The organism is Thalassospira sp. MCCC 1A02491 (assembly GCF_001613785.1).
Lineage (GTDB): Bacteria > Pseudomonadota > Alphaproteobacteria > Rhodospirillales > Thalassospiraceae > Thalassospira > Thalassospira povalilytica.
Genome location: NZ_LPVX01000032.1, coordinates 130789 through 152281, shown reverse-complemented (window position 1 = coordinate 152281; position 21493 = coordinate 130789). Strand labels below are relative to the sequence as shown.

The 21493-nt window shown below is 55.1% G+C and carries 21 protein-coding genes; 10 read left to right on the top strand and 11 right to left on the bottom strand.

What is annotated here, in order from left to right:
• The first annotated feature begins 104 nt into the window (after nucleotides 1–104).
• Nucleotides 105–716: an alpha-ketoglutarate-dependent dioxygenase AlkB gene (locus tag AUQ42_RS14850; protein ID WP_068519874.1), complete on the top strand. Its 612-nt coding sequence runs from the start codon at nucleotides 105–107 to the stop codon at nucleotides 714–716.
• Between the two features lie 109 nt (nucleotides 717–825).
• The gene (locus AUQ42_RS14845) at nucleotides 826–1872 is read left to right on the top strand and encodes a LacI family DNA-binding transcriptional regulator (RefSeq protein ID WP_068519873.1); all 1047 of its coding nucleotides are present in this window, start codon (nucleotides 826–828) and stop codon (nucleotides 1870–1872) included.
• A 31-nt stretch (nucleotides 1873–1903) separates the two neighbouring features.
• Here AUQ42_RS14845 and AUQ42_RS14840 read toward each other — a convergent pair whose 3' ends face one another.
• Both AUQ42_RS14840 and AUQ42_RS14835 read right to left on the bottom strand, forming a co-directional pair.
• The gene (locus AUQ42_RS14840) at nucleotides 1904–3070 is read right to left on the bottom strand and encodes a glycosyltransferase (RefSeq protein WP_197460866.1); all 1167 of its coding nucleotides are present in this window, start codon (nucleotides 3068–3070) and stop codon (nucleotides 1904–1906) included.
• A gap of 52 nt (nucleotides 3071–3122) precedes the next feature.
• On the bottom strand, nucleotides 3123–3710 hold the full coding sequence (locus AUQ42_RS14835; protein ID WP_068519871.1) for a DNA-3-methyladenine glycosylase I: 588 nt from the start codon (nucleotides 3708–3710) through the stop codon (nucleotides 3123–3125).
• Between the two features lie 455 nt (nucleotides 3711–4165).
• Here AUQ42_RS14835 and AUQ42_RS14830 point away from each other — a divergent pair, with 455 nt between their 5' ends.
• The 3 genes from AUQ42_RS14830 to folD are packed head-to-tail and all read left to right on the top strand — an operon-like array spanning nucleotide 4166 to nucleotide 5706.
• Entirely contained in the window at nucleotides 4166–4462 is a 297-nt protein-coding gene (locus AUQ42_RS14830; protein ID WP_068519870.1) for a YggT family protein, read from the top strand.
• A gap of 16 nt (nucleotides 4463–4478) precedes the next feature.
• Nucleotides 4479–4814, top strand: coding sequence for a DUF167 family protein (locus tag AUQ42_RS14825; RefSeq protein ID WP_068519869.1), 336 nt, complete (start codon nucleotides 4479–4481; stop codon nucleotides 4812–4814).
• Nucleotides 4807–5706, top strand: a complete 900-nt coding sequence (gene folD / locus AUQ42_RS14820; RefSeq protein ID WP_068519868.1) for a bifunctional methylenetetrahydrofolate dehydrogenase/methenyltetrahydrofolate cyclohydrolase FolD — start codon at nucleotides 4807–4809, stop codon at nucleotides 5704–5706. Before AUQ42_RS14825 ends, folD begins: the two co-directional genes overlap by 8 nt.
• 62 nt (nucleotides 5707–5768) lie before the next feature.
• On the opposite strand, the gene AUQ42_RS14815 is transcribed toward folD, so the two are convergent.
• Complete coding sequence (locus tag AUQ42_RS14815) at nucleotides 5769–6569, bottom strand: hypothetical protein (RefSeq protein ID WP_068519867.1); 801 nt, start codon at nucleotides 6567–6569, stop codon at nucleotides 5769–5771.
• Nucleotides 6570–6593: 24 nt separating this feature from the next.
• Nucleotides 6594–8591, bottom strand: a complete 1998-nt coding sequence (locus AUQ42_RS14810) for an SLC13 family permease (RefSeq protein WP_068519866.1) — start codon at nucleotides 8589–8591, stop codon at nucleotides 6594–6596.
• Nucleotides 8592–8822: 231 nt separating this feature from the next.
• Between AUQ42_RS14810 and AUQ42_RS14805 the strand changes: the two genes are divergently transcribed.
• Nucleotides 8823–10043, top strand: coding sequence for a winged helix-turn-helix domain-containing protein (locus AUQ42_RS14805; RefSeq protein ID WP_068519865.1), 1221 nt, complete (start codon nucleotides 8823–8825; stop codon nucleotides 10041–10043).
• 121 nt (nucleotides 10044–10164) lie between these two features.
• Here the strand turns inward: AUQ42_RS14805 and AUQ42_RS14800 are convergent, their stop codons facing one another.
• From AUQ42_RS14800 to AUQ42_RS14770, 7 genes are all read right to left on the bottom strand, one after another.
• On the bottom strand, nucleotides 10165–10935 hold the full coding sequence (locus AUQ42_RS14800) for an SDR family NAD(P)-dependent oxidoreductase (RefSeq protein WP_068519864.1): 771 nt from the start codon (nucleotides 10933–10935) through the stop codon (nucleotides 10165–10167).
• An 80-nt stretch (nucleotides 10936–11015) separates the two neighbouring features.
• Nucleotides 11016–12023, bottom strand: coding sequence for an ABC transporter ATP-binding protein (locus tag AUQ42_RS14795; RefSeq protein ID WP_068519863.1), 1008 nt, complete (start codon nucleotides 12021–12023; stop codon nucleotides 11016–11018).
• Between the two features lie 40 nt (nucleotides 12024–12063).
• Nucleotides 12064–12894 carry a carbohydrate ABC transporter permease gene (locus AUQ42_RS14790; RefSeq protein WP_068519862.1) on the bottom strand — a complete coding sequence of 277 codons (831 nt, stop codon included), beginning with the start codon at nucleotides 12892–12894 and terminating at the stop codon, nucleotides 12064–12066.
• Between the two features lie 10 nt (nucleotides 12895–12904).
• Nucleotides 12905–13777, bottom strand: a complete 873-nt coding sequence (locus AUQ42_RS14785) for a carbohydrate ABC transporter permease (protein ID WP_068519861.1) — start codon at nucleotides 13775–13777, stop codon at nucleotides 12905–12907.
• A 154-nt stretch (nucleotides 13778–13931) separates the two neighbouring features.
• Nucleotides 13932–15242, bottom strand: coding sequence for a sugar ABC transporter substrate-binding protein (locus AUQ42_RS14780; protein ID WP_068519860.1), 1311 nt, complete (start codon nucleotides 15240–15242; stop codon nucleotides 13932–13934).
• 198 nt (nucleotides 15243–15440) lie between these two features.
• Nucleotides 15441–16391, bottom strand: coding sequence for a sugar-binding transcriptional regulator (locus tag AUQ42_RS14775; RefSeq protein WP_068519859.1), 951 nt, complete (start codon nucleotides 16389–16391; stop codon nucleotides 15441–15443).
• 184 nt (nucleotides 16392–16575) lie between these two features.
• Nucleotides 16576–17598: an aspartate-semialdehyde dehydrogenase gene (locus AUQ42_RS14770; RefSeq protein WP_068519858.1), complete on the bottom strand. Its 1023-nt coding sequence runs from the start codon at nucleotides 17596–17598 to the stop codon at nucleotides 16576–16578.
• A 449-nt stretch (nucleotides 17599–18047) separates the two neighbouring features.
• Between AUQ42_RS14770 and AUQ42_RS14765 the strand changes: the two genes are divergently transcribed.
• The 4 genes from AUQ42_RS14765 (at nucleotide 18048) to sigJ (ending at nucleotide 21465) form a co-directional block, all read left to right on the top strand.
• A complete protein-coding gene (locus tag AUQ42_RS14765; protein WP_068519857.1) occupies nucleotides 18048–19271 on the top strand; it encodes a cyclopropane-fatty-acyl-phospholipid synthase family protein in 1224 nt (407 codons plus the stop codon).
• A 128-nt stretch (nucleotides 19272–19399) separates the two neighbouring features.
• The gene (locus tag AUQ42_RS14760) at nucleotides 19400–19822 is read left to right on the top strand and encodes a hypothetical protein (protein WP_068519856.1); all 423 of its coding nucleotides are present in this window, start codon (nucleotides 19400–19402) and stop codon (nucleotides 19820–19822) included.
• A 135-nt stretch (nucleotides 19823–19957) separates the two neighbouring features.
• Complete coding sequence (locus AUQ42_RS14755) at nucleotides 19958–20392, top strand: carboxymuconolactone decarboxylase family protein (protein WP_068519855.1); 435 nt, start codon at nucleotides 19958–19960, stop codon at nucleotides 20390–20392.
• 149 nt (nucleotides 20393–20541) lie between these two features.
• The gene (gene sigJ / locus AUQ42_RS14750) at nucleotides 20542–21465 is read left to right on the top strand and encodes an RNA polymerase sigma factor SigJ (RefSeq protein ID WP_082817897.1); all 924 of its coding nucleotides are present in this window, start codon (nucleotides 20542–20544) and stop codon (nucleotides 21463–21465) included.
• Nucleotides 21466–21493: the final 28 nt, after the last annotated feature.

Sequence of the window (21493 nt, the reverse complement as noted above, 5' to 3'; positions counted from 1 at the left end):
TTGCGCCTCAACTTCCTGTGAAAACAGATATATCAGCGAACTGTGGCTTGAGTTTCTCAATCGTTCGGCATAGGTCTTTGGCAGTGTGACTTCCGGGGATAATCATGACCGGCGATCTGTTTGCCAATGAACCACCACGTAATCTTCTGCCCTTTGACGGCGAAGTATTGCTGCTGCGTGAAATCATGACCCCCGATGATGCCGACCGCGCCTTTGCCCGCCTTAAAACCGGGATTGTCTGGCAGCAGGAAATCGCCAAAATCCATGGCAAGGAAATCCCGGTGCCGCGTCTGACGGCATGGTTTGGCGAGGTCGCCTATCGCTATAGCGGGGTCTATCACCCGGCCGCACCGTTTCCATCGGTTGTCGCGCCGCTGCGCAAACTGGCCGAAGACCTGTCTGGTGCGCCATTCAATACGGTGCTTTTGAACTATTATCGTGACGGGCGTGACAGTGTGTCATGGCATGCCGATGATGAAGATGTTCTGGGCGAAAATCCGGTAATCGCCAGCCTGTCCTTTGGCGAAGAACGCCGCTTTCATTTTCGCCACAAAAAGACCGGGGACCGGATCAGCATCGATTTGCCCCATAACTCGGCCCTGATCATGGCGGGTGAAACCCAGCATTGCTGGCTGCATCAAATTCCCAAAACCGCCCGTCAGGTCAATGGGCGCATCAATCTGACATTTCGCAATACCCAACCTGAAACCAGATAGTCCAAGACCGCGATAATGTGTTCTGGAAGTAATGCGCTGCTTTTGGCTATAGTGTAGGCAAATCAGATCAATATCAGTGTGAAACACACGGGTTCGGGGAAACAGGCGCATGGCGAAACGCGTAAAACTTCTGGATGTCGCAAAGGCGGCCGGGGTTTCGCAAGGAACGGCGTCCAACGCGTTTGGCAAACCCGATCTGGTCCGCCCCGAAGTCCGCGAACGGATTTTCGCCGCGGCCAAGGAACTTGGCTATCGCGGGCCGCATGTCATGGCGCGCATGTTGCGCACCGGCAAGGCCGGGGCACTTGGCGTGGTATTTCCCGATAATCTCGAATATGCCTTTACCGATCCGGTGGCGATCGAATTGCTGCGCGGGATCGGGCGCGAATGTGCCCAGCAGGGCGTCAATGTCATGATCATTTCGGCCCAGAACCAGCAACAGGCAATTGCCGCGGTCAATAATGCGGCGGTTGATGCCTTTCTGGTCCATTGCTATTCCGACAATAACGACATCATCGCCGCCATTCAGCGCCGCAACCAGCCGCTGATCAGCATTGATACCGATATTGCCGGTGCCGCTGGCACTGTCGCACTGGATGATTTTGCTGCCGGGAAAAATGCTGCGCAGCATTTGCTTGATTGCGGGGCAAAACGCTTTGCCATTCTGTCGCTTCAGGCAACCGACCATGATCATTTCGGTCCCATGAATGCTAACCGTGTCGGTGCTGCCAGTCACCGGGTGGTGCGCGAACGTCTTGCCGGCTATCACGCCGCACTGGCTGGTGCGGGCATTGCGCCGTCCGATGTACTGCATGTCGAATGCGACAATCAGTCCGATCACAGTGCGAAAATGACCGCCGAATTGCTGGCAGCCCATCCCGAAATCGATGGCATACTGGGCATGTCTGATGTGATTGCCATTGGCGCGATTGATGCCGCCCGCATGTCTGGGCGCAAGGTGCCGGACGATCTCAAGGTGATCGGAATTGACGGTATTGCTGCTGGCGAACGCACCGACCCGCCCCTGACCACCATGTATCAGGATTCCGTTGAAAAAGGCCGCCTTGCCGCCGAAATGGCCCTGTCGGAAACCCCGGGCAAAACCATCACCCTCGAAACCACATTACTGCTCCGCGGATCAAGCAAACCGCTCTGACCCTGTTTCGGGATTAGGGGATATGACCGGGCTACTTGCTTCTGTCGGTACCGGTAAAATCGAAATCCGGCAGATCGCGCTTGCCAGCCAGCCCATCCCAAAGTGCCAGATAGCGATCATTCATCGCCCGCAGGCTGTAATGATCGATGATGCGCATGCGGGCCGCGGTTTTGCGATAATTGCGGCTGTCCACATCCTCTGTCAGCAATTCGACGATGGCATTGGCCAGTTTATCGGGGGCGTGCAGCGGCACCGTCTTGCCTGTGCCGCCCAGAATATCTGCAACATCGCCGACATCATTGCCAATTGCCGGGACACCGCATGCCATGGCTTCACCGATCACGTTCGGGAACCCTTCGCCAAAGCTTGATGACAGGACTGCAATATCAAAACCCGGCACCAGCGCAGCAACATCACGGCGCAGGCCAAGGGCTGAAACATGTCCGTCAAGCTCGTCGGGAATGATCAGCGCATCGGTTTCGTGACCGATCAAGACCAGATGGGCATCATGACCCCGGGCGCGGACAAGCCTGATGGCCTCAAACAGGGTGGCGTGGTCTTTTGCCGGATCTTTGCGGGCGACCATCCCGATCAGATATTTGTCCGGCGTGATGCCGATCTGTTTGCACAGCCGGTATTTCGCGCCCGGATCGGGATGCCATTCGTCTGTATCAAACCCGTTGGGCAGATAGGCCCATTTTCGGGGATGGTATCCGCAACTGATATGGTGACGCTGCCCGGCATGTGAATTGGCGGCAACGATTGCTGGGCGACCCGATAATTTTGCCAGCAATCCAAGCACGATCCGGGTTGATCGCCCATATTGCGCAAGGTCCATTTCCGCGCAACGGATATTCCAGGCCAGCCGTCTGGTACCACGTCCCGACAGCAATGCAGCAAGGGTGGCGATAAAATCGGAATGATAAAGCCACGACATGATGGCATCGGGCTTTTCGCGTCGCATCAGGCGCGACAGCCTGAAAATCGCCGCTGGTAAATCGCGTATGCCCGATGTCATGCCAAGACAATGCAGCTCAACGCCGGCCTCTATCAAATCCGGGCCATAAACACCTTCATCCATCAGCGATACGACAATCTGGCGCGGGGCATCGGGATCGGAATTTCGGGCATTATGGCACGCAATCCGGGTCAGGACACGTTCCGCCCCGCCAGCGTCCAGTTCGTTGATGATATGCATTACCGTTGCCATACCAAGCCTATAGCAGGCCTTGGCGGTTCCGAACAGATGGCTATTTTGCCAACTGATGGTAGCGGTAACATTCCTTCGTGTGATCCATCACAAGGCCGGTCGCCTGCAGGAAGGAATAGATGATCGTTGTGCCGACAAATTTCATGCCGCGTTTTTTCAGATCCTTTGAAATCCGGTCGGAAAGTTCGGTTGATACCGGAACTTCGGACATGGTGTTCCAGTGATTTATCACCGGGCGGCCATCGACGAATTTCCAGATATAGGCATCAAAGCTTCCGAACTCTTTCTGGATGGCCATGAATGTTTGGGCATTTTTAATAGTCGCCGCGACTTTTAGTTTATTCCTAATAATCCCCGGATCGGCCAGAAGTGCTTCCTGCTTGGCCGCGTCATAGGCCGCGACCTTATGCACATCGAAATCATCAAATGCCGCGCGATAGGTATCGCGCCTTGCCAGAATCGTAAGCCAGCTCAACCCGGCCTGGGCGCCTTCAAGGATCAGCATTTCAAAGAAAAGCCGGTCATCATGGACCGGAACACCCCATTCGGTGTCGTGATAATCGACATAAAACGGTTTGTCGTGATGGGTTTCCGCCCAGCCGCAACGCCGGTGATTCTGATCTGGCATGTGTTTCATCCTTTGATGGTTTGGCGCATTCTTGGCCCAAGGCCGCCCTGCTGCAAGCACAGATAGGCTGTGCCCTGACATCTCCTGACAATTTCTGGCAGGGGCATCGCAATACCGGGCCCCGGAATGCGAGGCTCCGGCATGTGCGGTTTCGGCGTTTCAGGCTTCAGCATCCCAACCTGATCCGGTGCTACTTATTCCGGTGCAACACAATCGGGCGCAACACGATCAGGTGGAAGATCATCCAGTGCAAAACAATCAACTGCGGCACGCAAAGCGGCATAGAAGCCACCTGTCGGGTGACGGGGATCACAAAGCGATGAAAACTTGCGCTTTGACGGGGTAAAATCAACGCTCTGCGCTTGCGTTGCCGGTCATTGCCGACTAGGTTTTGCTGCGTGCAAACATCTTACCGGGCAAAAACCGAATATGCCCGGCGATCGTAAGGAGCGGCGATGCTGGCGATTTTTTGGCTGATTGATACTGTGGTTGGGATCTACATTTTCATGCTGATTGCATCTGCAATCCTGTCATGGCTTGTGGCATTCAACGTGATCAATACCAGCAACCGATTCGTCTATATGGTCGGTGATTTCCTGTATCGCGTGACCGAACCGGCCCTGCGCCCGATCCGGCGGATCATGCCGGACCTTGGCGGCATCGACATTTCGCCGATCATTCTGATTCTGGTGCTGCAATTTGCCAATATGCTGATCCAGACCGATGTCCGGATGGCTCTTTTAGGTTACTAGATGTCTCAATCAGACAATGACTGATCCCGTTTGCGAGATACTCTCTGATCAAACCGGGATCCGTCTGTTTGTGCGTTTGACGCCAAAGGCTTCGCGTAATGCGATCAACGGTCTGATTGAAGATGCCAATGGGCGTTTGCAGCTTAGGACATCGGTGACAGCAGTGCCGGAAAACGGCAAAGCCAATCAGGCCCTGATAAAACTTTTGGCAAAAGCGGCCAAATGGCCTAAATCCTCGGTCGGGATCGTTAGCGGACACACAGACCGCAACAAGGTGCTGGTGATTTCCGGCACCCCCACAGAGCTGATGGCGCAAATTACCGAACTGACGGGCGGACAGACACATGAGTGACGCAAAAATCATCGATGGCAAGGCATTCGCAGCCAAACTGCGCGAAGACATCGCAGCAGAAGTCTCCAAGTTGAAAGCGGACCACGGTGTGACCCCCGGTCTTGCCGTCATTCTGGTTGGCGAAGACCCGGCCAGTCAGGTCTATGTCCGCAACAAGGGCAAACAGACCCTTGAATGCGGCATGAATTCCTATGAACACAAACTGTCGGCCGAGACCAGTCAGGAAGATCTTTTGGCCCTGATCGCCAAGCTCAATGCCGATGAAAACGTTCATGGCATCCTGTGCCAGTTGCCAGTTCCCAAACATATCGACGAACAGGCGATCCTGGCGGCCATCGACCCGGCCAAGGATGTGGATGGCTTCCATGTCGTCAATGCCGGCGCACTGGCCACCGGCGGCGAGGGTTTTGCCCCCTGCACGCCTTATGGCTGCCTGATGCTGCTTAAGGATACCCTTGGTGATCTGTCGGGCAAACGGGCGGTTGTGGTTGGCCGTTCCAACATCGTTGGCAAGCCGATGGCGCAGCTTCTGCTGAAAGAAAGCTGCACGGTGACCATCGCGCATTCGCGCACCCGTGATTTGCCCGAAGAAGTCCGCCGTGCCGATATCGTCGTTGCCGCGGTAGGCCGCCCGAACATGGTCAAGGGCGACTGGATCGCCCCGGGTGCCACCGTGATTGATGTCGGCATCAACCGTGTTGAAGGGGCCGAGGGCAAAATGAAGCTGGTTGGCGATGTCGAGTTTGAAACCGCATCCAAAGTCGCCGGTGCCATCACCCCGGTTCCGGGCGGTGTCGGCCCGATGACCATTGCCTGCCTGCTCAACAACACCCTGATTTCGGCCTGCCGTGCCAACGGCCTTGAAGCGCCGAACCTTGGTTTTGATAGCTAAGTTGACCGACATTTTTTTGAAAATACTAAGGGCAGCCATTGGCTGCCCTTAGTATTTGCGGACTAAAGGTTCTGATATCTATCTAGTTTAATCTTCTGATTGTCGATCACGTGCCAAATCTTCCAAGGGCTTTGATACGTATCGATCAAAAATAATTCGTGAGGAATGTTCTCACATTTCGTACAGAGCTTCTCGATTTTGCTGATGATGTTCGGATGAGCCGATAAGGCGAGGTCATCAAACTCAAACACAAGCACTGTCAGTGCCGTTTTCGAGTTTTCTTGAGAAAACTTTGAAAGTTTTTTAGCTAGGGCATTTTCAATGACCGAAAATCTTAGTTCTTCAAGATTCCTTGGAGATTGCCTCTGCGGTCTTAATTGACCTCTGAAAATCTCAGGAGCGCGGACAACTAAATCGATATCTATTTGATCGATATTTGTTTTGAAAACTTCAAATAATCTACCTTCGTTAAGGTTTGGGCTTTTAGGTAACGTAACTTCGACCCAGTTCATTACTGCTTCGAAGAAGTTGTGAATTCTTGAGTCCGGGATCGTATGTATCGCATAGGATAAATTGAGTTCGGCCGACATTTCATTCGAAATTCTTTGTGAACCCCTATCGGAGAATAGTGCGCAGAATTTTTGAAACTGGGCGTCGCTTTTACGAGATTCTGGATATGGCTGTATTGTCGTGTGTTCGATTAGGTAGCGTGTTGGGCCTAGTTCTATATATCTGTCAGCAGCTTTGTTGTTTCGGTCAACGAGATCGGGAATAGTCTCCGCAGACCGGTTGTAACCAGTCTTCTTTTCTAGAAGTTGTACAACAATTTCACAGCATTCGGACTCGTTCTTTGTTTTCTTCATTTGAGAAGTCCATCCAGACTCGGATCACAACGGCCAAACCCACAGCAGCATTGGCACACCAACCGCGACAACGATGATTTCAATCGGCAGGCCGAGTTTCCAGTAGTCGCCAAAGCGGAAGCCGCCGGGGCCGAGGATGAGGGTGTTGTTTTGATGGCCGATCGGGGTCAGGAAGGCGCAGGATGCGCCAATGGCGACCGCCATCAGGAACGGGTCGGAGCTGGCATCGAGTTGGGCAGCACTGCCAATGGCGATCGGGCACATGACGGCTGCGGTGGCAGCATTGTTCATGAAATCCGATAGGGTCATGGTCACGATCAGGATCAGCCCGACGGCGATCACGGCATTGCCCTGGGCGATGGTTTCAAGCAGGAAGCGTGCAATCAGATCGGCACTGCCGGTGGTTTCCATCGCGGTGGCAACCGGGATCAGGGCCGCCAGCAGGACCACGACCGGCCAGTCGACCGCGTCATACAGGGTGCGCGGGGCAACAACGCCAAACAGCAGACTTGCCAACACACCAAGCGCAAAGGAAATGGCAGCCGGCACGATGCCAAAGGCCGCAAGGGCGATGGCAATGGCCATGATCGCGCTGGCCTTGAAGGCTTGTGATTTGTCGCCAAGATGAAGCGCACGTTCGGCCAGCGGCGCACAGCCCATGCGATTGCCAAATTCGCTGATGGCGGCGGGCGATCCTTGCATCAGCAGAACGTCGCCGGCCTGCATTTTCATGGTGCGCAAGCGCGACATGGAGCGTTGCCCCTGGCGTGAAATTGCCAGCAGGTTGATGCCATAATGGCTGCGGATGCGAATATCGGCCGCCGACCGCCCGATAAAGGCGGCATTTGGCAGGATCACGACTTCGATCAGGGAAATGTCATCCGATTGCAGGGCCTTTTTATGAAGCTCGGCCGTTTGGTCGGCGTCGGGTGATTTTTCATCGCCGGGTTTTGCGTCGGTCGAGATTACCTTTTCGTCAGGTTTTCGGGCATTTTGTGCCTTGGTCGTTTCCGTGAGCGTTTCAGTTGCGGCTTCCTTGGCATCTGCGCCAGCGTCGTCTTTATCCTTGTCCTTGTCTTTTTCCTCCTTCTCTTTCTCGGCAGCTTTGGCCTTGGCTTCGGCCTGAATGCTGCGCCATTCGGCTTCGAGGGTCAGCTCAAGACCGGAAAGGGCACTTGCCAAGCCTTCGGGTTCGGCTTCGATCAGAAGGATGTCATTGTCATGAAGTTCCCGATACGGGTTCGGAGCCGGAATGCGTTTTTCATTGCGGATCAGACCGATGACCTGGGCGTCGGATTTTTCCAGCTCGTCATTGATGTCACGGAGCAACATGCCGGCGGCTTTGCTGCCTTCGGTGATGCGGGCTTCGGTCAGGTAGGAGCCGGTTTCAAATCCTTCGGCACCGGCACGTTCGCGCGTCGGAACAAGGAAACGCCCGACAAGAATGACAAAGGCCAAACCGGCCAAGGCGATGGCAATGCCGACCGGGCTGTAATCAAACATTGAAAATCCGCTGCCGTTCAAACCGGCACGGAAGCCCGAAACAATCAGGTTTGGCGGCGTCCCGATCAGGGTGGTCATGCCACCCAGGATCGAGCCGAAAGCAAGCGGCATCAAAATCTTGCCCGGTGGCACGCCCTGTTTGTTGGCAATCTGAAGGGCAACCGGCATCAAAAGCGCAAGCGCCCCGACATTGTTCATAAAGGCCGACAGAATGGCGGCCAGAAGACTGAGTGCGGCAAGCGTCACAAACGGCCCGGCCGATTGCGGCAATACCGTCCGGGTCAGGGCATCAACCGCGCCGGATTGCTGAAGGGCGGATGACAGGATCAGGATACAGGCCACGGTAATCACCGCCGGATGGCCAAAACCGTTAAAGGCCTCGCCAGTCGGGACCAGCCCAAGCACCACACACATCAAAAGCGATGCCATGGCCACCATGTCATGGCGCCAGCGCCCCCATAAAAACAGGGCAACTGTGCCGACAAGGACAGTCAGGATCATGATTTGTGCGCTATCCATTTATGCCGTCCGATCTTGTTGTGCCCGGTATGGGGATGTTGAATGCTAGGGTGCGGCGGTTCGGGTGGTCAAGTGGTGTCGAAAGGGGGCAGGATAATTTACGTTTTGGTTGCTACTGCCATATTTGTCAGGAGAATATGTTAGGGTTCAGACCCATGCACATGACCGTAGCATCATCCTGTTTTTATTTGCCAATTTGAATGTTGTATCATGCCAGTTGACACTGCCCCAATGCCCACTGCCAGCGTTGCCATTTCGGTTAAACAGGCCCGTAATCTTGCACTGTGCGGGCAGGGGTTCGAACAGGATGACAACCGGCCGGTGACCAAACGCCGGATCATGAAGGCCATCCGCAAAACCAATATGCTGCAGGTCGATAGTGTCAATGTTTTGACCCGCGCCCATTACATGCCGGTCTTTAGCCGGTTGGGCGCGTATGACCCGGCGATGCTTGATGACATTGTCTGGGGCAAATCGCGCGAACGCAAATTGTTCGAATATTGGGGCCATGAAGCATCGATGATCCCGGTCGAGGATTATCCGCTGTATCGCTGGCGGATGGAGGACGCAAAACAGGGTGTGGGTACCTGGGGGCGTATTGCCCGTATCCAGCGTGAAAAGCCCGAACTGATTCAAGGAATTCTTGATCATATCGAACGCAACGGCCCGGTCGGTTCCAGTGATCTTGAGGCAAAAGGCGCCAGCAGTTCCCAATGGTGGGGGTGGTCGGAAACCAAGACCGCGATGGAATATCTGTTCTGGAGCGGACAGGTCATGGCGCAAAAACGAAGGTCAAGTTTCGAGCGGATTTATGATTTGCCGCACCGGATCATCGGGGATGCGGCCCATGACCCGGCACCGATCAGGATCGAGGCGCAATCAGACCTGATCTGCAAGGGGATTGCGGCGATGGGCATCGCGACCGAGGCCGATTTGCGCAAATATTTCCGTCTGCCGACAGCCGATGTGAAAGAGTGCCTGATCAAGCTGGTCGAAGAGGGGCGGTTGCTGTGTGCTGATGTCGAAGGATGGAAACAGGCGGGGTATTTGTGCCCGCATGTCAATCCGCGTGCGCGCGCCAAGCCGACCTGTTTAATGGTGCCGTTTGATCCGGTGATGTGGGAACGCGACCGGGTGGAACGCATATTCGACTTCAACTACCGGATCGAGATTTATGTGCCGGCCGAAAAACGCCAATACGGTTATTACGTTCTGCCATTCATGTTGAATGGCGAATTTGTTGCGCGTGTCGATTTGAAGTCGGAGCGCAAAAAGGGTGTTCTTCTGGTGCAAAGTGCGCATCTGGAAGACGGATGCAATCAGGGGGATGTGGCCGGGCCATTGATGACGGAATTGCGCCGTCTGGCCAGCTTCCTTGGTCTTGAAAACGGGGTCGAGATCGCGGGCGACAATGCGTTTTCACGTTATTTGGGCAGTGTTCCGACCTTATGAAAGGTCAGGGGAGAAAACAGGTAAACGGGGCGCAGGTCCCACATCTGCGCCCCGTTTCACCATTGTTCCGACCTGGCTACAAATAGCTTCAGGACATTGTAGCCATTAGTTGCACCTGGCCTTACCAGCAGGTGTAACCCCCATCAGCCAGAACAATGGATCCGGTCATCAGGCTGGATGCGTCAGAGGCCAGGAACAGCACAACCGATCCGATTTCCTCGGTCAGGCCAAGGCGGGCCATCGGGGTGCCATTGATCCAGGCGTCATACATTTCCGGCTTGGATTTGACGAATTCATTCAGCGGGGTCGCAATATAGGTCGGTGCGACCGCATTGACGCGCACACCACGACCGCCCCATTCCGCCGCCAGCGACTTGGTCAGGTGATGAACGGCTGCTTTGGATGCGTTGTAATAGGCCTGTTCCTGGGGCTTGTTGACGATAAAGCCCGACATGGAACCGACATTGACGATCACACCGTTCTTTTTTGCCAGCATCTGTTTGCCAAATTCGCGGCAGCACCAGAAAGTACCATTCAGATTGACGTCAATGACATTCAGCCAATGTTCGTCAGTAACGGTTTCGGCCGGGGTTTCCGACCGGGCAATCCCGGCATTGTTGACCAGAATGTCGATCCCGCCCTGCTTGGCCATTTTTTCCGCACTGGCGCGGACCTGATCGGTGTTGGTGACATCCATGATGTCGATATCGGCGGTGTAACCTTTGGATTTCAGGTAATCACGGCCTTCTTCGGCGACAGCTTCGCTGATATCGCCGATGACAACATGGGCACCGGCTTCGGCCAGTGCTTCGCAGCAGGACAGACCAATGGCGCGACCGCCACCGGTGACATAGGCACGACGCCCGGAAAGATCGAACTTTTTAAGATACATTTTGGACTCACAGTTAGCTTGATTGGTAAGGCGGGACCGCAATGCTGGTGTGGGGCAGTGCGGCCCGGATTGTGCACGTATCAGGAAGGTCCAAGCGCAAGACCATGGGCGTCAAAGCGGTGGATGCGATCCTGTTCAGGTGTCAGGAAGATTTTGTCATGTTCACCAAGGGGCATTTCGCCGGTGGCGCGGACCGTCATCGGGCCAAGGCCGTCGGCTTCGACATGAAGATATGTCTCGGCCCCAAGATGTTCGGCGATCTTGACTGTTGCGGCGATATCGCCGCGATCAGTGCTGACCGTCAGATGTTCGGGACGGATGCCAATTTCATGGCAGTTATGTTTTGCTGCAAGCTCCCCGCCCAGGAAGTTCATTTTCGGTGAGCCGATGAAACCGGCGACAAATTTGTTGGCCGGGCTGTTATAAAGTTCCATCGGCTTGCCGACCTGTTCGACACGGCCGGCCTGAAGAACCACGATCTTGTCGGCCATGGTCATGGCTTCGACCTGATCATGGGTCACATAGATCATCGTGGTTTTGAGTTCCTGATGAAGACCGGTGATTTCAAGACGCATATTGACGCGAAGGGCCGCATCAAGGTTTGAAAGCGGTTCGTCAAACAGGAAGGCCGCCGGGTTGCGCACGATCGCACGTCCGATGGCAACACGCTGACGCTGCCCGCCAGAAAGTGCGCCGGGGCGACGGTCAAGGTAATCGGTCAGGTTGAGGATTTTGGCCGCGGACTGGACTTTCTGATCAATAACATCCTTGCTTTCGCCCGCCATTTTCAGGCCAAAGGCAATGTTGTTATAGACCGTCATATGCGGATACAGCGCATAGGACTGAAAGACCATCGACAGGCCGCGTTTGGCCGGGGCTTCGTTGGCAACGTCGGTGCCGTCAATCAGGATTTTGCCATCGGTGACATCTTCGAGACCGGCAATCAGACGCAGCAGGGTTGATTTCCCGCAGCCCGACGGACCGACAAAGACCACGAATTCACCATCATTGATATCAAGATCGACACCGGGAATAACATCCAGCGTTCCGAAGCTTTTCTTGACTTTTTCCAGTCGGATAGCACCCATTTTGGTGTTCCTTCTTTCTCTATTTCGATTGGGCCTGCGGTTACTTGACCGCGCCGAATGTCAAACCACGAACAAGCTGTTTCTGAGAGAACCAGCCAATGACCAGAATGGGCGCCACCGCGAGCGTCGATGCAGCTGAAAGCTTTGCCCAGAACAGCCCTTCGGGACTGGAATAGGAGGCAATGAAAGCGGTCAGTGGTGCGGCATCGGACGTGGTGAGGTTGAGCGTCCAGAACGCTTCGTTCCAGGCCAGGATCACATTGAGCAGCATGGTCGAGGCAATGCCGGGCACGGCCATGGGCAACAGCACAAAGATGATTTCCTTGGGCAGGGTTGCGCCGTCCATGCGTGCGGCTTCGAGAATGTCGGTCGGGATTTCCTTGAAATAGGTGTAAAGCATCCAGACCATGATCGGCAGGTTCATCAGGAACAGAACCATGATCAGACCAAAGCGCGTATCAAGCAGTCCCCAGTCGCGGAACACCAGATAGATCGGCACCAGCACGCCGACCGGCGGCATCATTTTGGTCGAGAGCATCCAGAGAAGCGCATCCTTGGTGCGTTTGGTCGGGTTAAAGGCCATGGCCCAGGCACAGGTCACGGCAAAGACCAGCCCGACCAGTGTTGACCCGACTGCAAGGATCACCGAGTTCATGGCGAACTTGAAATAGTTCGACCGTTCCTGGACCTCGGCATAGTTTTCAAGCGTCCAGTCAAAGGAGATGAAGCTGGGCGGGATCGAAACGGCTTCGAGCTCGGTCTTGAAGCTGGTCAGAACCATCCAGAAAATCGGGAAGAAGATCAGAAGACCGACGATCCAGGCAAAGACCGAGAAACTGATATAGCCAAGGGGTGTTTGTTTGTTTTCCATGTCGCGCCCCTTATTTGTCCAGGTTTTTGCCGATAAGGCGGATCAGGAAGATCGCCACGATATTGGCCAGAATGACCGCGACAATGCCGCCGGCAGATGCACCACCAACATCGAACTGCAACAGCGCCTGGGTATAGACGAGGAAGGCGATATTGGTCGTTGCCAGACCCGGGCCACCACCGGTGGTGACAAAGATTTCGGCAAAGACGGTCAGCAGGAAGATGGTTTCGATCAGCACCACCACCGTGATCGCACGGCTGAGATGAGGAAGCGTGATATAGAAAAAGATCGCAACCGGACCGGCGCCATCCATCTGGGCGGCTTCTTTCTGATCGCGGTCCAGCGATTGAAGTGCGGTCAGCAGGATCAGAACGGCAAAGGGCAACCATTGCCAGGACACCATGATGATGATCGAGGTCAGCGGCGCATTGGTAAACCAGTCAATCGCGGGCAGGCCAAACAGGCTGGCAATCCACGCAAACATCCCCGAAACCGGGTCCATCAAAAGGTTTTTCCAGACCAGTGCATTCACGGTCGGCATAATAAAGAAGGGGGCAATCACCAGAAGACGCAAAATACCGCGCCCGAAAATCGGTTGATCAAGCATCAGTCCCAAAAGGACGCCGCCAACAACGGTGATGACCAAAACAGATCCAACCAGCAAAAGCGTGTTTGCCAGTGATGCAAAAAAGGCCGGATCGGTCAGGAAAAATTCGTAATTAAGTGTGCCGATCCATTCTTCCATTCCCGGCGACAACAGGTTGTAGCGCAGGAAGGAGAAGTAAATCGTCATGCCCAGCGGGACGGCCATCCACAAGAACAGGACAATGATCGACGGTGCGGACATGATACGCCCGGTCAGGGTCGAGGCCCGTGTCGACATGATGTGCTCCCCGAGATTGATGTTGCGGATCCTTTTCCGGATGGAAAGAGGGCGGTGCGTTTTGCAACCACCGCCCCAAGTTCATCAGGTCAAGGAGGCGCAGGCCAGAAATCATTTCAGATGTGCGATGAGATGACTTCCGGCCTGTGGTGTATCAGTAGTACCCAGCCTTGCGCATGGTGCGGTCGGTGCTTGACTGTGCGGCCGAAAGGGCCTGATCGACAGACATCTGACCGGCAAGAGCTGCGGAGAACTGCTGACCGACCGTGGTGCCGATACCCTGGAATTCCGGGATCGCAGCGAACTGGACACCAACATAGGGTTTCGGTTTCATGGTCGAATTGATCGGGTCTGCACTGTCGATGGCAAGAAGGGTCTCGTCAGCAAACGGTGCGGCTTCGAGGTATTTCGGGTTCTGATAAAGCGACATGCGGGTGCCCGGCGGTACGTTTGCCCAGCCTTCTTTCGACGCTACCAGTTCGAGATAGTTTTTCGAGGTCGCCCAAGCGATGAATTTCTGGGCGGCTTCGACTTTCTGGGAACCCATCGGGATGCCAAGGTTCCATGCCCAGAGCCAGTTGGCTCCGGTGCAGGTCGCAGCGCACGGTGCTTCGGTGAAGCCGACCTTGTCTGCAACTTTGGATTCTTTGGGGTTGGTCACGAAGGATGCAGCAACGGTTGCATCGATCCACATGCCGCATTTGCCCGAGTTGAACAGCGACAGGTTTTCGTTAAAGCCGTTCGACGTTGCACCCGGAGGACCATAGTTACCAAGGATGTTGGTATACATGTCCAGTGCTGTTTTCCACTCGGCACTGTCAAAGGTCGGGTTCCATTTTTCATCAAACAGACGCGCGCCATAGGCATTGCCCATGGTGGTGATCAGCGCCATGTTTTCACCCCAGCCGGCCTTGCCGCGCAGGCAGATGCCATAGACACCTTCATCAGGCTTGTGGAGTTTTTTGGCGATCTCAAGGGTCTGATCCCAGGTCAGGCGACCATCGATTTTGATGCCGGCCGCATCGAACAGGTCCTTGCGGTACATCATCATCGAGCTTTCACCGTAGAACGGTGCAGCATAAAGCGCGTCATCCTTGGAAACGGCCGAACGGATGGCGGGCATGATGTCATCGACATCATAGTCGGCACCCAGATTGTCGAGCGGTGCGAGCCAGCCCTTTTCGGCCCAGATCGGCACTTCGTAGGTGCCAATGGTCATGACGTCATACTGACCGCCCTTGGTGGCGATATCAGTGGTGACGCGCTGACGCAGGGTGTTTTCTTCGAGGGTTACCCACTCAAGCGTGATGTCCGGGTTCTTGGAGGTGAAATCATCCGTCAGCTTCTGCATGCGGATCATGTCACCGTTGTTCACGGTTGCGATGGTCAGTTTCGTTTCGGCATTGGCGTGTGCGATACCGCCTGCCAACAGCGCGCACAGCGCTGCTCCCATTACGCGTTTCATATTTCCTCCCAAAAGGACTGTCTACCCGTTGGACAACTTTGGCTGTCCGTCTTGATCATTTGTTCAGGTAATGAGCATTCACTCAATTTCGCGGCATATTGTCAAACGAATTCGTTTTTGCGGCGCACAAAACAAAACCCTGTCAGGCGGCCTGACAGGGTGGCTATGCGTTATATTGTCGCAGCCTGGCGCGCGGTGCTAGCGCAGCAAAGCTTCGGCGGTGGCTTCGTCGGTGATCAGGGTCGAAATCAGTTTTCCGCGCATGGCTCCGCGAATCGCTGCGACCTTTTTGGCCCCTTTGGCGACGGCGATGGTATTGGTGGCCGGCTGAACCGCCGGGGCGCTGGTGACGCAATGATTGACCGGGTGATCAAGGATATTGCCGTCTTCGTCAAAGGACCAGCTGATCACTTCGCCGATCGCACCACTTTGACGCAGGGATGTCAGTTCATCCCTGGTGATAAATCCGTCAATATGAAGCGGTGCGTCATCGCCCAGATGCCCGACACCGATAAAGCGGATATCGGCTTCGCGGGCGAGCTTCAGGATATTGTCCATCGGCGGTTGCTTTTGCATGCGTTCGCGCATTTTCGGATCTTCGATGATCACCGGGATCGGCAACGGATAATGCGGGGCGCGTGTGCGGTCGGCCAGATCGGTGACCGCATCATAAAAACTTGCCGCCCCGTCATGGGCGATGGTGCCGACCAGCGAGACGATCTTGTGGTGACTGCCGTCAATGCGGCCGATTTCATCGACCATGGCGCGCATGGCACGCCCGGTGCCAAGGGCGATGATTTTGGGATCAGAAGACTGCAAGGCGCGCTCAAGATAGGTTGCGGCGGCCTGTGCCATGCCAAACATTGCCTCGGGGGCGGAGGGGTCGGTGGGCACGACATCGCAATTGGCCAGACCGTATTTTTCGCAGATCGCCTTGCCCAGTTCCATGCAATGGGTGATGGGGTGATCAAGGCGGACTTTGACGAGTCCTTCGCTGACGGCGGCCGAGACCAGACGTTGGGCGGTCGGACGTGAAACGCCAAGCTTCTGGGCGATTTCGTCCTGGGTATTCCCGGCACAATAGTAAAGCCAGCCCGCGCGGGCTGCTTCATCCAGACGGGCTGCTTCCTTGCGCGTTCTTTTGACCATCCGATTCCCCCCGACATATCTTCTTGTTCATCATGCGCCAACTGGGTGATGAACGCTTTTATCGCTGAAGTCTTGTCTTTTTCCCTACCGTCTTTTTGGAATTGTTACCAGCGTCCATGCGTCTATCAACGACAAAACCCGCCCCAAAAAGGGCGGGTTTTGCAAAGGAAGCTGTTGGTTTTCCTTATTTCTTGGGCAGGAAATCCGCAACCAGTTTTTCGGCAATCTGAACCGCGTTCAGGGCCGCACCCTTGCGCAGGTTATCGCCGACACACCACAGCGACAGGCCGTTTTCGACCGTCGGATCCTTGCGCACGCGCGAGACAAAGACATTGTCCTCGCCCTGGACTTCCTGCGGGGTGACATAGCCTTCGTCCTGGCGGTAATCGACAACCGACACACCCGGGAAATCTTTCATTGCCTTGCGGGCATCTTCGACGGTGATCGGCTTTTCGAACTCGATATTGACCGCTTCGCCGTGACCGACAAAGACCGGAACACGCACACAGGTTGCGTGAACGGCAATTTCCGGATCCAGGATCTTGCGGGTTTCGACCGTCATTTTCCATTCTTCACGGGTCGCGCCATCATCCATGAAGCTGTCGATATGCGGGATGACGTTAAAGGCGATCTGTTTGGTGAATTCTTCCTTTTGCGGAGGATCATTCACATAGATGCCGCGCGTCTGGTTGAACAGCTCGTCCATGGCGGCACGACCGGCACCGGATACCGACTGATAGGTCGCAACCACGATACGCTTGATCGATGCCATGTCATGAAGCGGCTTAAGGGCCAGCACCATCTGAATGGTCGAGCAGTTCGGGTTGGCGATGATGTTCTTTTTGGCGTAACCGGCAAGGGCATCGCCATTGACTTCGGGCACGATCAGCGGAACGCCCGGTTCCATGCGCCAATAGCTGGAATTGTCGATAACAACACAGCCGGCCTCGGCAGCCTTGGGGGCCAGTTTCTTGGCGGTTTCCCCGCCGGCCGAGAACAGGGCAATATCAACGCGCGAGAAATCGAAATTGGCCGCGTCCGACACGCTCAGATCATCGTCTTCGCCATAGGAGACGGTACGACCGATTGATTTCGAGGAAGCCAGTGCAAAGACTTCATCGGCGGGAAATTTGCGTTCGGCAAGAGTGTTGAGCATTTCGCGCCCGACATTTCCGGTCGCGCCGACAACGGCGATTTTATAGCCCATCAGGTGCCTCTTTTCAGTCTGGTCGGCATGGAGGCCGGACCCGGGCCAACGCAGGCAATAAGCCGCATGGCGGTTCGGACGGCGCAGGCACATGCCTGTGGATAATGTCTGATAATCTGGCGCGAGATGTAAGGCTTTCACGACAATTGCGCAAGCGCATCCTTGTCATTCCACCTATGATTACTACTTGAGATCGCAGAAAAATCTGGCAAAATCGTATACGGGGTTCATGTGTCGAACCCGAAATCAGAATCGTTTCGCATCCTGCTTGGTTGATTTCTGCTTTCGGCTCGGATCGCATCGCGAAACCGCTGCCACCATCTGACGACCTTCCAAATGGCAAGATAAAACGATCCTGACAAAGGGTTAGATGCAGATATGCGGCATTGCTGCATATGGGGCGATCAGTTTTCCGACTTTTGCAAAAAGGACGGCCGATGACGTACCCGATGAGTTTGGATTGGACACAGAAAAAGGTTCTCGATTTCTTTCGGGAACATGTAACGCGCGGAACGCTGGTTTTCCGCGTGGATGAAAAACATGAAATCGTTCTGGGTGATGGTTCGGAACCGCGTGCGGGCATGACCGTGCCCGACTGGACCAACACCCTTAAAATGGCGCTTAGTCCCGATCCGGGATTTGGCGAAGCCTATATGCATGGCGGCTTTGACCTTGTCAGCGGTGAAATGGAAGATCTGATCCGCGTGTTGCGCCTTAATTTCGAAGGCGGACATTCGTCGAGCGGCTTTGGCACCTTTATCGAAAAGTTGCAGGCGCTCAAATTCCAGATTGCCCAGTTTACCACCGTCAAGGCAGCATCAAAACGCGTCCGCCATCACTATGATATCGGCAATGATCTTTATACCCGCTTCCTTGATCCGGAGATGCAGTATTCATGTGCCTTCTGGGATGACGGGGCGCAAACCCTTGAAGAAGCGCAACACCGCAAAATGAGCCTGACCACCCAGCGGCTCAAGATCAACGAGCCGGGGTTGCGGGTGGTCGATATCGGTTGCGGCTGGGGCGGGTTGAGCCGGTTTATCCGCCGCGAAACCGGGGCCGAGGTCCACGGTATCACATTGTCGACCGAACAATATAACTGGGCGCAGCAAAAGCGGGCCGAGATGGGCGACAATGCCAAAAGAGGACTGGATTATCATTTGCTTGATTACCGGGTCTTTGCCGATGCCAATGCCGGAAAATATGACCGGGTGGTATCGGTGGGCATGTTCGAACATGTCGGCCGCCATCAGTTCAAAACCTATTTTGAAAAGGTTGGCCAACTGCTTAAGGCCGGTGGGCGGGCCGTCATTCACACCATCATCAAGCCGCGTGCCGAATTTACATCCCCCTGGATCGACAAATATATCTTTCCGGGCGGCTATATTCCGGCGGTTCATGAAGTGATCGAAGCCGCCGAGCACGCCAATCTGATGGTCGAGGCATCGCATTTCCATGCCGGGCGCAACTATGCCCGGACATTGCGGGCCTGGCGTGACCGGTTCCGGGCAGTGCGTGATGAACTTGACCCGGTCAAATATGACGAGGAATTCCGCAGAATGTGGGAATTCTATCTGGCGGGCTGCATCAATGCCTTTGACGAATCAGAAGGCGGTGGCGGCATGCGGGTTGGCCAGTTTGTCTTTACCAAGCCGGGCTTTGACTATGCCTGAGGATACAGGGCGGGGAACGATGGTTTCCCGCCCTGACTTGTTTAAGGGTTCCAAGACACATCGCGTGATCGACCGGCACGACAGATGTGAAAAAGCGATCAACCGGTCTTTTGTCGGGAGGAAACGACATGCTGAAAGTGATGAACTGGGATGACACTGATCATCAGGGCAGCGAGACATCGCTAACAAGCCGGGCCCCGCATATCGGGCAGGTGGAAGATTACGTTAAGGCACTGGGTGCGATCGAACTGTCGAGTTGCGAACGGGACATGTTGCGCGCCCACGCACGGGCACCGGGGCGCGAAATTACCGGTCTTAAGCTGGCTGAAACGGTCGGGCATTTCGGATGCCGGATCGGGCATAAGAAATATGGCCGACTGGCCGGGAAAATCGCAACGGCTGCGGGGCTGCCGGTCTGCAAATCCGATGTCAGTGACTATCTTGCGGCGATCTTTACCCTGGCCGATGGCAAACAGTCGGCGGGGGAGGATTGGCAATGGGTGATGCATGCGCCCCTGGCCGATGCATTGAAAAAGCTTGGCATGGCCTAGGTTTTTCAGGCGCGTTTACCGGGTGAACGCGGAAAAAACAAAAAAAGACAAACGGGCCGTGTAACGCGGTCCGTTTGTGTTTCGTCCTTGTGGGCAGAAGGGACGTGATCCCGTTACCGAGCAAGGAGAACTATGATGAGCCGTTTTTCATTCCCTGATACCAGCCCGACCCTGTTCAAATCGATGTATGGTCTGGCCACGGCCATTGTTGAAAATGGCAAGGTGCCAGCTGTCCTGCGTGATTTGATCGAATGCCGCGTGTCACAGATCAATCAGTGTTCGTTTTGCCTGCGCATGCATGCCAAAAGTTTTGCCGAACATGGTGGCGATGCGGCCAAACTGACGATGTTGCCGGTCTGGCGCGCGGCAGACGGATTTGACGATGCCGAACGTGCCGCACTTGACTGGGCGGAATGCCTGACCCGGATCGAAAGCCAGGAACGTATCGCGCAAAGCCACCATGCGCTTTTGGCACATTTTGAAGCCGATGCTATTTCGGAACTGACCTGCGTGATTTCAACCATGAATGCCTGGAACCGTCTTGGCATCGCCCAGCACGAATTTGCATGACCGGGCTTTCCGCGCCCGTTGTCCGGGAGACAGATGATATCGTCTCTTTGCAACAGGAAGGTCCATCGGGCAGGATGAAGCAACGCAAGCAACACGATCAGGCGGTACGGGGTAATCCCGTGCCGCTTCACCCGTTTGATGGGTACAGGATGTCAGATACGATTTTTGAACAGCATCGCGCACGTCTGACGGCGCTGGCCTATCGGATGCTGGGCAGTCATGCCGACGCCGAAGACGCGGTGCAGGACGTGTGGCTCAGATGGCGCAAGCAGGATCACGCCGAGATCAAGGATGCAACCGGCTGGCTGGTCCGGGTATGCAGCAATATTTGTCTGGATGTTCTGAAATCGGCCCGGCGCCAGCGCGAAAACTATGTCGGTAACTGGTTGCCCGAACCGTGGATGCCGCCCGAACCGCCCAAAGCCGAAACCAACCTGATCGAACAGGAAGGTTTGGGGCAGGCATATCTTTTGATGCTTGAACGTCTTGCGCCGGTCGAACGGGTGGCACTTGTCCTGTATGAGGTGTTTGACTGGGCACATGATGATATTGCCCCGGTGATCGAACGCACCCCGAACAATACCCGTCAGATCCTGTTTCGGGCCCGGCGCAAAATGAAGCGTGAAAATGACCGCGATGCGACACCGGAAATCACCGGGCAGCCATGTGATCAGACACGCATGCAGGCCTTTGTCACGGCGCTTAGTCTTGGTGATGTCGGTCAGCTTCTGACCCAGCTTGCCCCGGATGTTATTTTGCATTCCGATGGCGGTGGCAAGGCGCTGGCCACTGCCAATCCGCTTTATGGTCCGGATCATGTTGCACGGTTCTTTGTTGGTGTCTGGCGCAAACGCAACCCGCGTGAACGGGCATTCTATGTGGTGCTGGACGGGGAATGCTGGCTTCTGATGATGGTGGATGGCGTGGTTGAAACCGCATTATGCGCAACGGAAAAGGATGGTCGGATTGTGGATCTGTTCGTGCATCGCAATCCCGACAAGCTTGCGCTGTTTGAGACGGTCGTCGGCAATGCCGTTGAAATCGACCCGAATAGCAAAAAGGCCGGGCAATAAACCCGGCCTTTTGAATTTGTGATCAGAA

What these genes read in the sequence shown, in the direction of transcription:
- AUQ42_RS14805 (WP_068519865.1), top strand. Translation starts at nt 8,823, where the DNA reads ATGCCCACTGCCAGCGTTGCCATTTCGGTTAAACAGGCCCGTAATCTT.
- AUQ42_RS14760 (WP_068519856.1), top strand. Translation starts at nt 19,400, where the DNA reads ATGCTGAAAGTGATGAACTGGGATGACACTGATCATCAGGGCAGCGAG.
- AUQ42_RS14785 (WP_068519861.1), bottom strand. Translation starts at nt 13,777, where the DNA reads ATGTCGACACGGGCCTCGACCCTGACCGGGCGTATCATGTCCGCACCG.
- AUQ42_RS14800 (WP_068519864.1), bottom strand. Translation starts at nt 10,935, where the DNA reads ATGTATCTTAAAAAGTTCGATCTTTCCGGGCGTCGTGCCTATGTCACC.
- sigJ (WP_082817897.1), top strand. Translation starts at nt 20,542, where the DNA reads ATGTCAGATACGATTTTTGAACAGCATCGCGCACGTCTGACGGCGCTG.
- AUQ42_RS14835 (WP_068519871.1), bottom strand. Translation starts at nt 3,710, where the DNA reads ATGCCAGATCAGAATCACCGGCGTTGCGGCTGGGCGGAAACCCATCAC.
- AUQ42_RS14775 (WP_068519859.1), bottom strand. Translation starts at nt 16,391, where the DNA reads ATGGTCAAAAGAACGCGCAAGGAAGCAGCCCGTCTGGATGAAGCAGCC.
- AUQ42_RS14850 (WP_068519874.1), top strand. Translation starts at nt 105, where the DNA reads ATGACCGGCGATCTGTTTGCCAATGAACCACCACGTAATCTTCTGCCC.
- AUQ42_RS14840 (WP_197460866.1), bottom strand. Translation starts at nt 3,070, where the DNA reads ATGCATATCATCAACGAACTGGACGCTGGCGGGGCGGAACGTGTCCTG.
- AUQ42_RS14770 (WP_068519858.1), bottom strand. Translation starts at nt 17,598, where the DNA reads ATGGGCTATAAAATCGCCGTTGTCGGCGCGACCGGAAATGTCGGGCGC.
- AUQ42_RS14790 (WP_068519862.1), bottom strand. Translation starts at nt 12,894, where the DNA reads ATGGAAAACAAACAAACACCCCTTGGCTATATCAGTTTCTCGGTCTTT.
- AUQ42_RS14795 (WP_068519863.1), bottom strand. Translation starts at nt 12,023, where the DNA reads ATGGGTGCTATCCGACTGGAAAAAGTCAAGAAAAGCTTCGGAACGCTG.
- AUQ42_RS14810 (WP_068519866.1), bottom strand. Translation starts at nt 8,591, where the DNA reads ATGGATAGCGCACAAATCATGATCCTGACTGTCCTTGTCGGCACAGTT.
- folD (WP_068519868.1), top strand. Translation starts at nt 4,807, where the DNA reads ATGAGTGACGCAAAAATCATCGATGGCAAGGCATTCGCAGCCAAACTG.
- AUQ42_RS14755 (WP_068519855.1), top strand. Translation starts at nt 19,958, where the DNA reads ATGAGCCGTTTTTCATTCCCTGATACCAGCCCGACCCTGTTCAAATCG.
- AUQ42_RS14765 (WP_068519857.1), top strand. Translation starts at nt 18,048, where the DNA reads ATGAGTTTGGATTGGACACAGAAAAAGGTTCTCGATTTCTTTCGGGAA.
- AUQ42_RS14830 (WP_068519870.1), top strand. Translation starts at nt 4,166, where the DNA reads ATGCTGGCGATTTTTTGGCTGATTGATACTGTGGTTGGGATCTACATT.
- AUQ42_RS14815 (WP_068519867.1), bottom strand. Translation starts at nt 6,569, where the DNA reads ATGAAGAAAACAAAGAACGAGTCCGAATGCTGTGAAATTGTTGTACAA.
- AUQ42_RS14780 (WP_068519860.1), bottom strand. Translation starts at nt 15,242, where the DNA reads ATGAAACGCGTAATGGGAGCAGCGCTGTGCGCGCTGTTGGCAGGCGGT.
- AUQ42_RS14825 (WP_068519869.1), top strand. Translation starts at nt 4,479, where the DNA reads ATGACTGATCCCGTTTGCGAGATACTCTCTGATCAAACCGGGATCCGT.
- AUQ42_RS14845 (WP_068519873.1), top strand. Translation starts at nt 826, where the DNA reads ATGGCGAAACGCGTAAAACTTCTGGATGTCGCAAAGGCGGCCGGGGTT.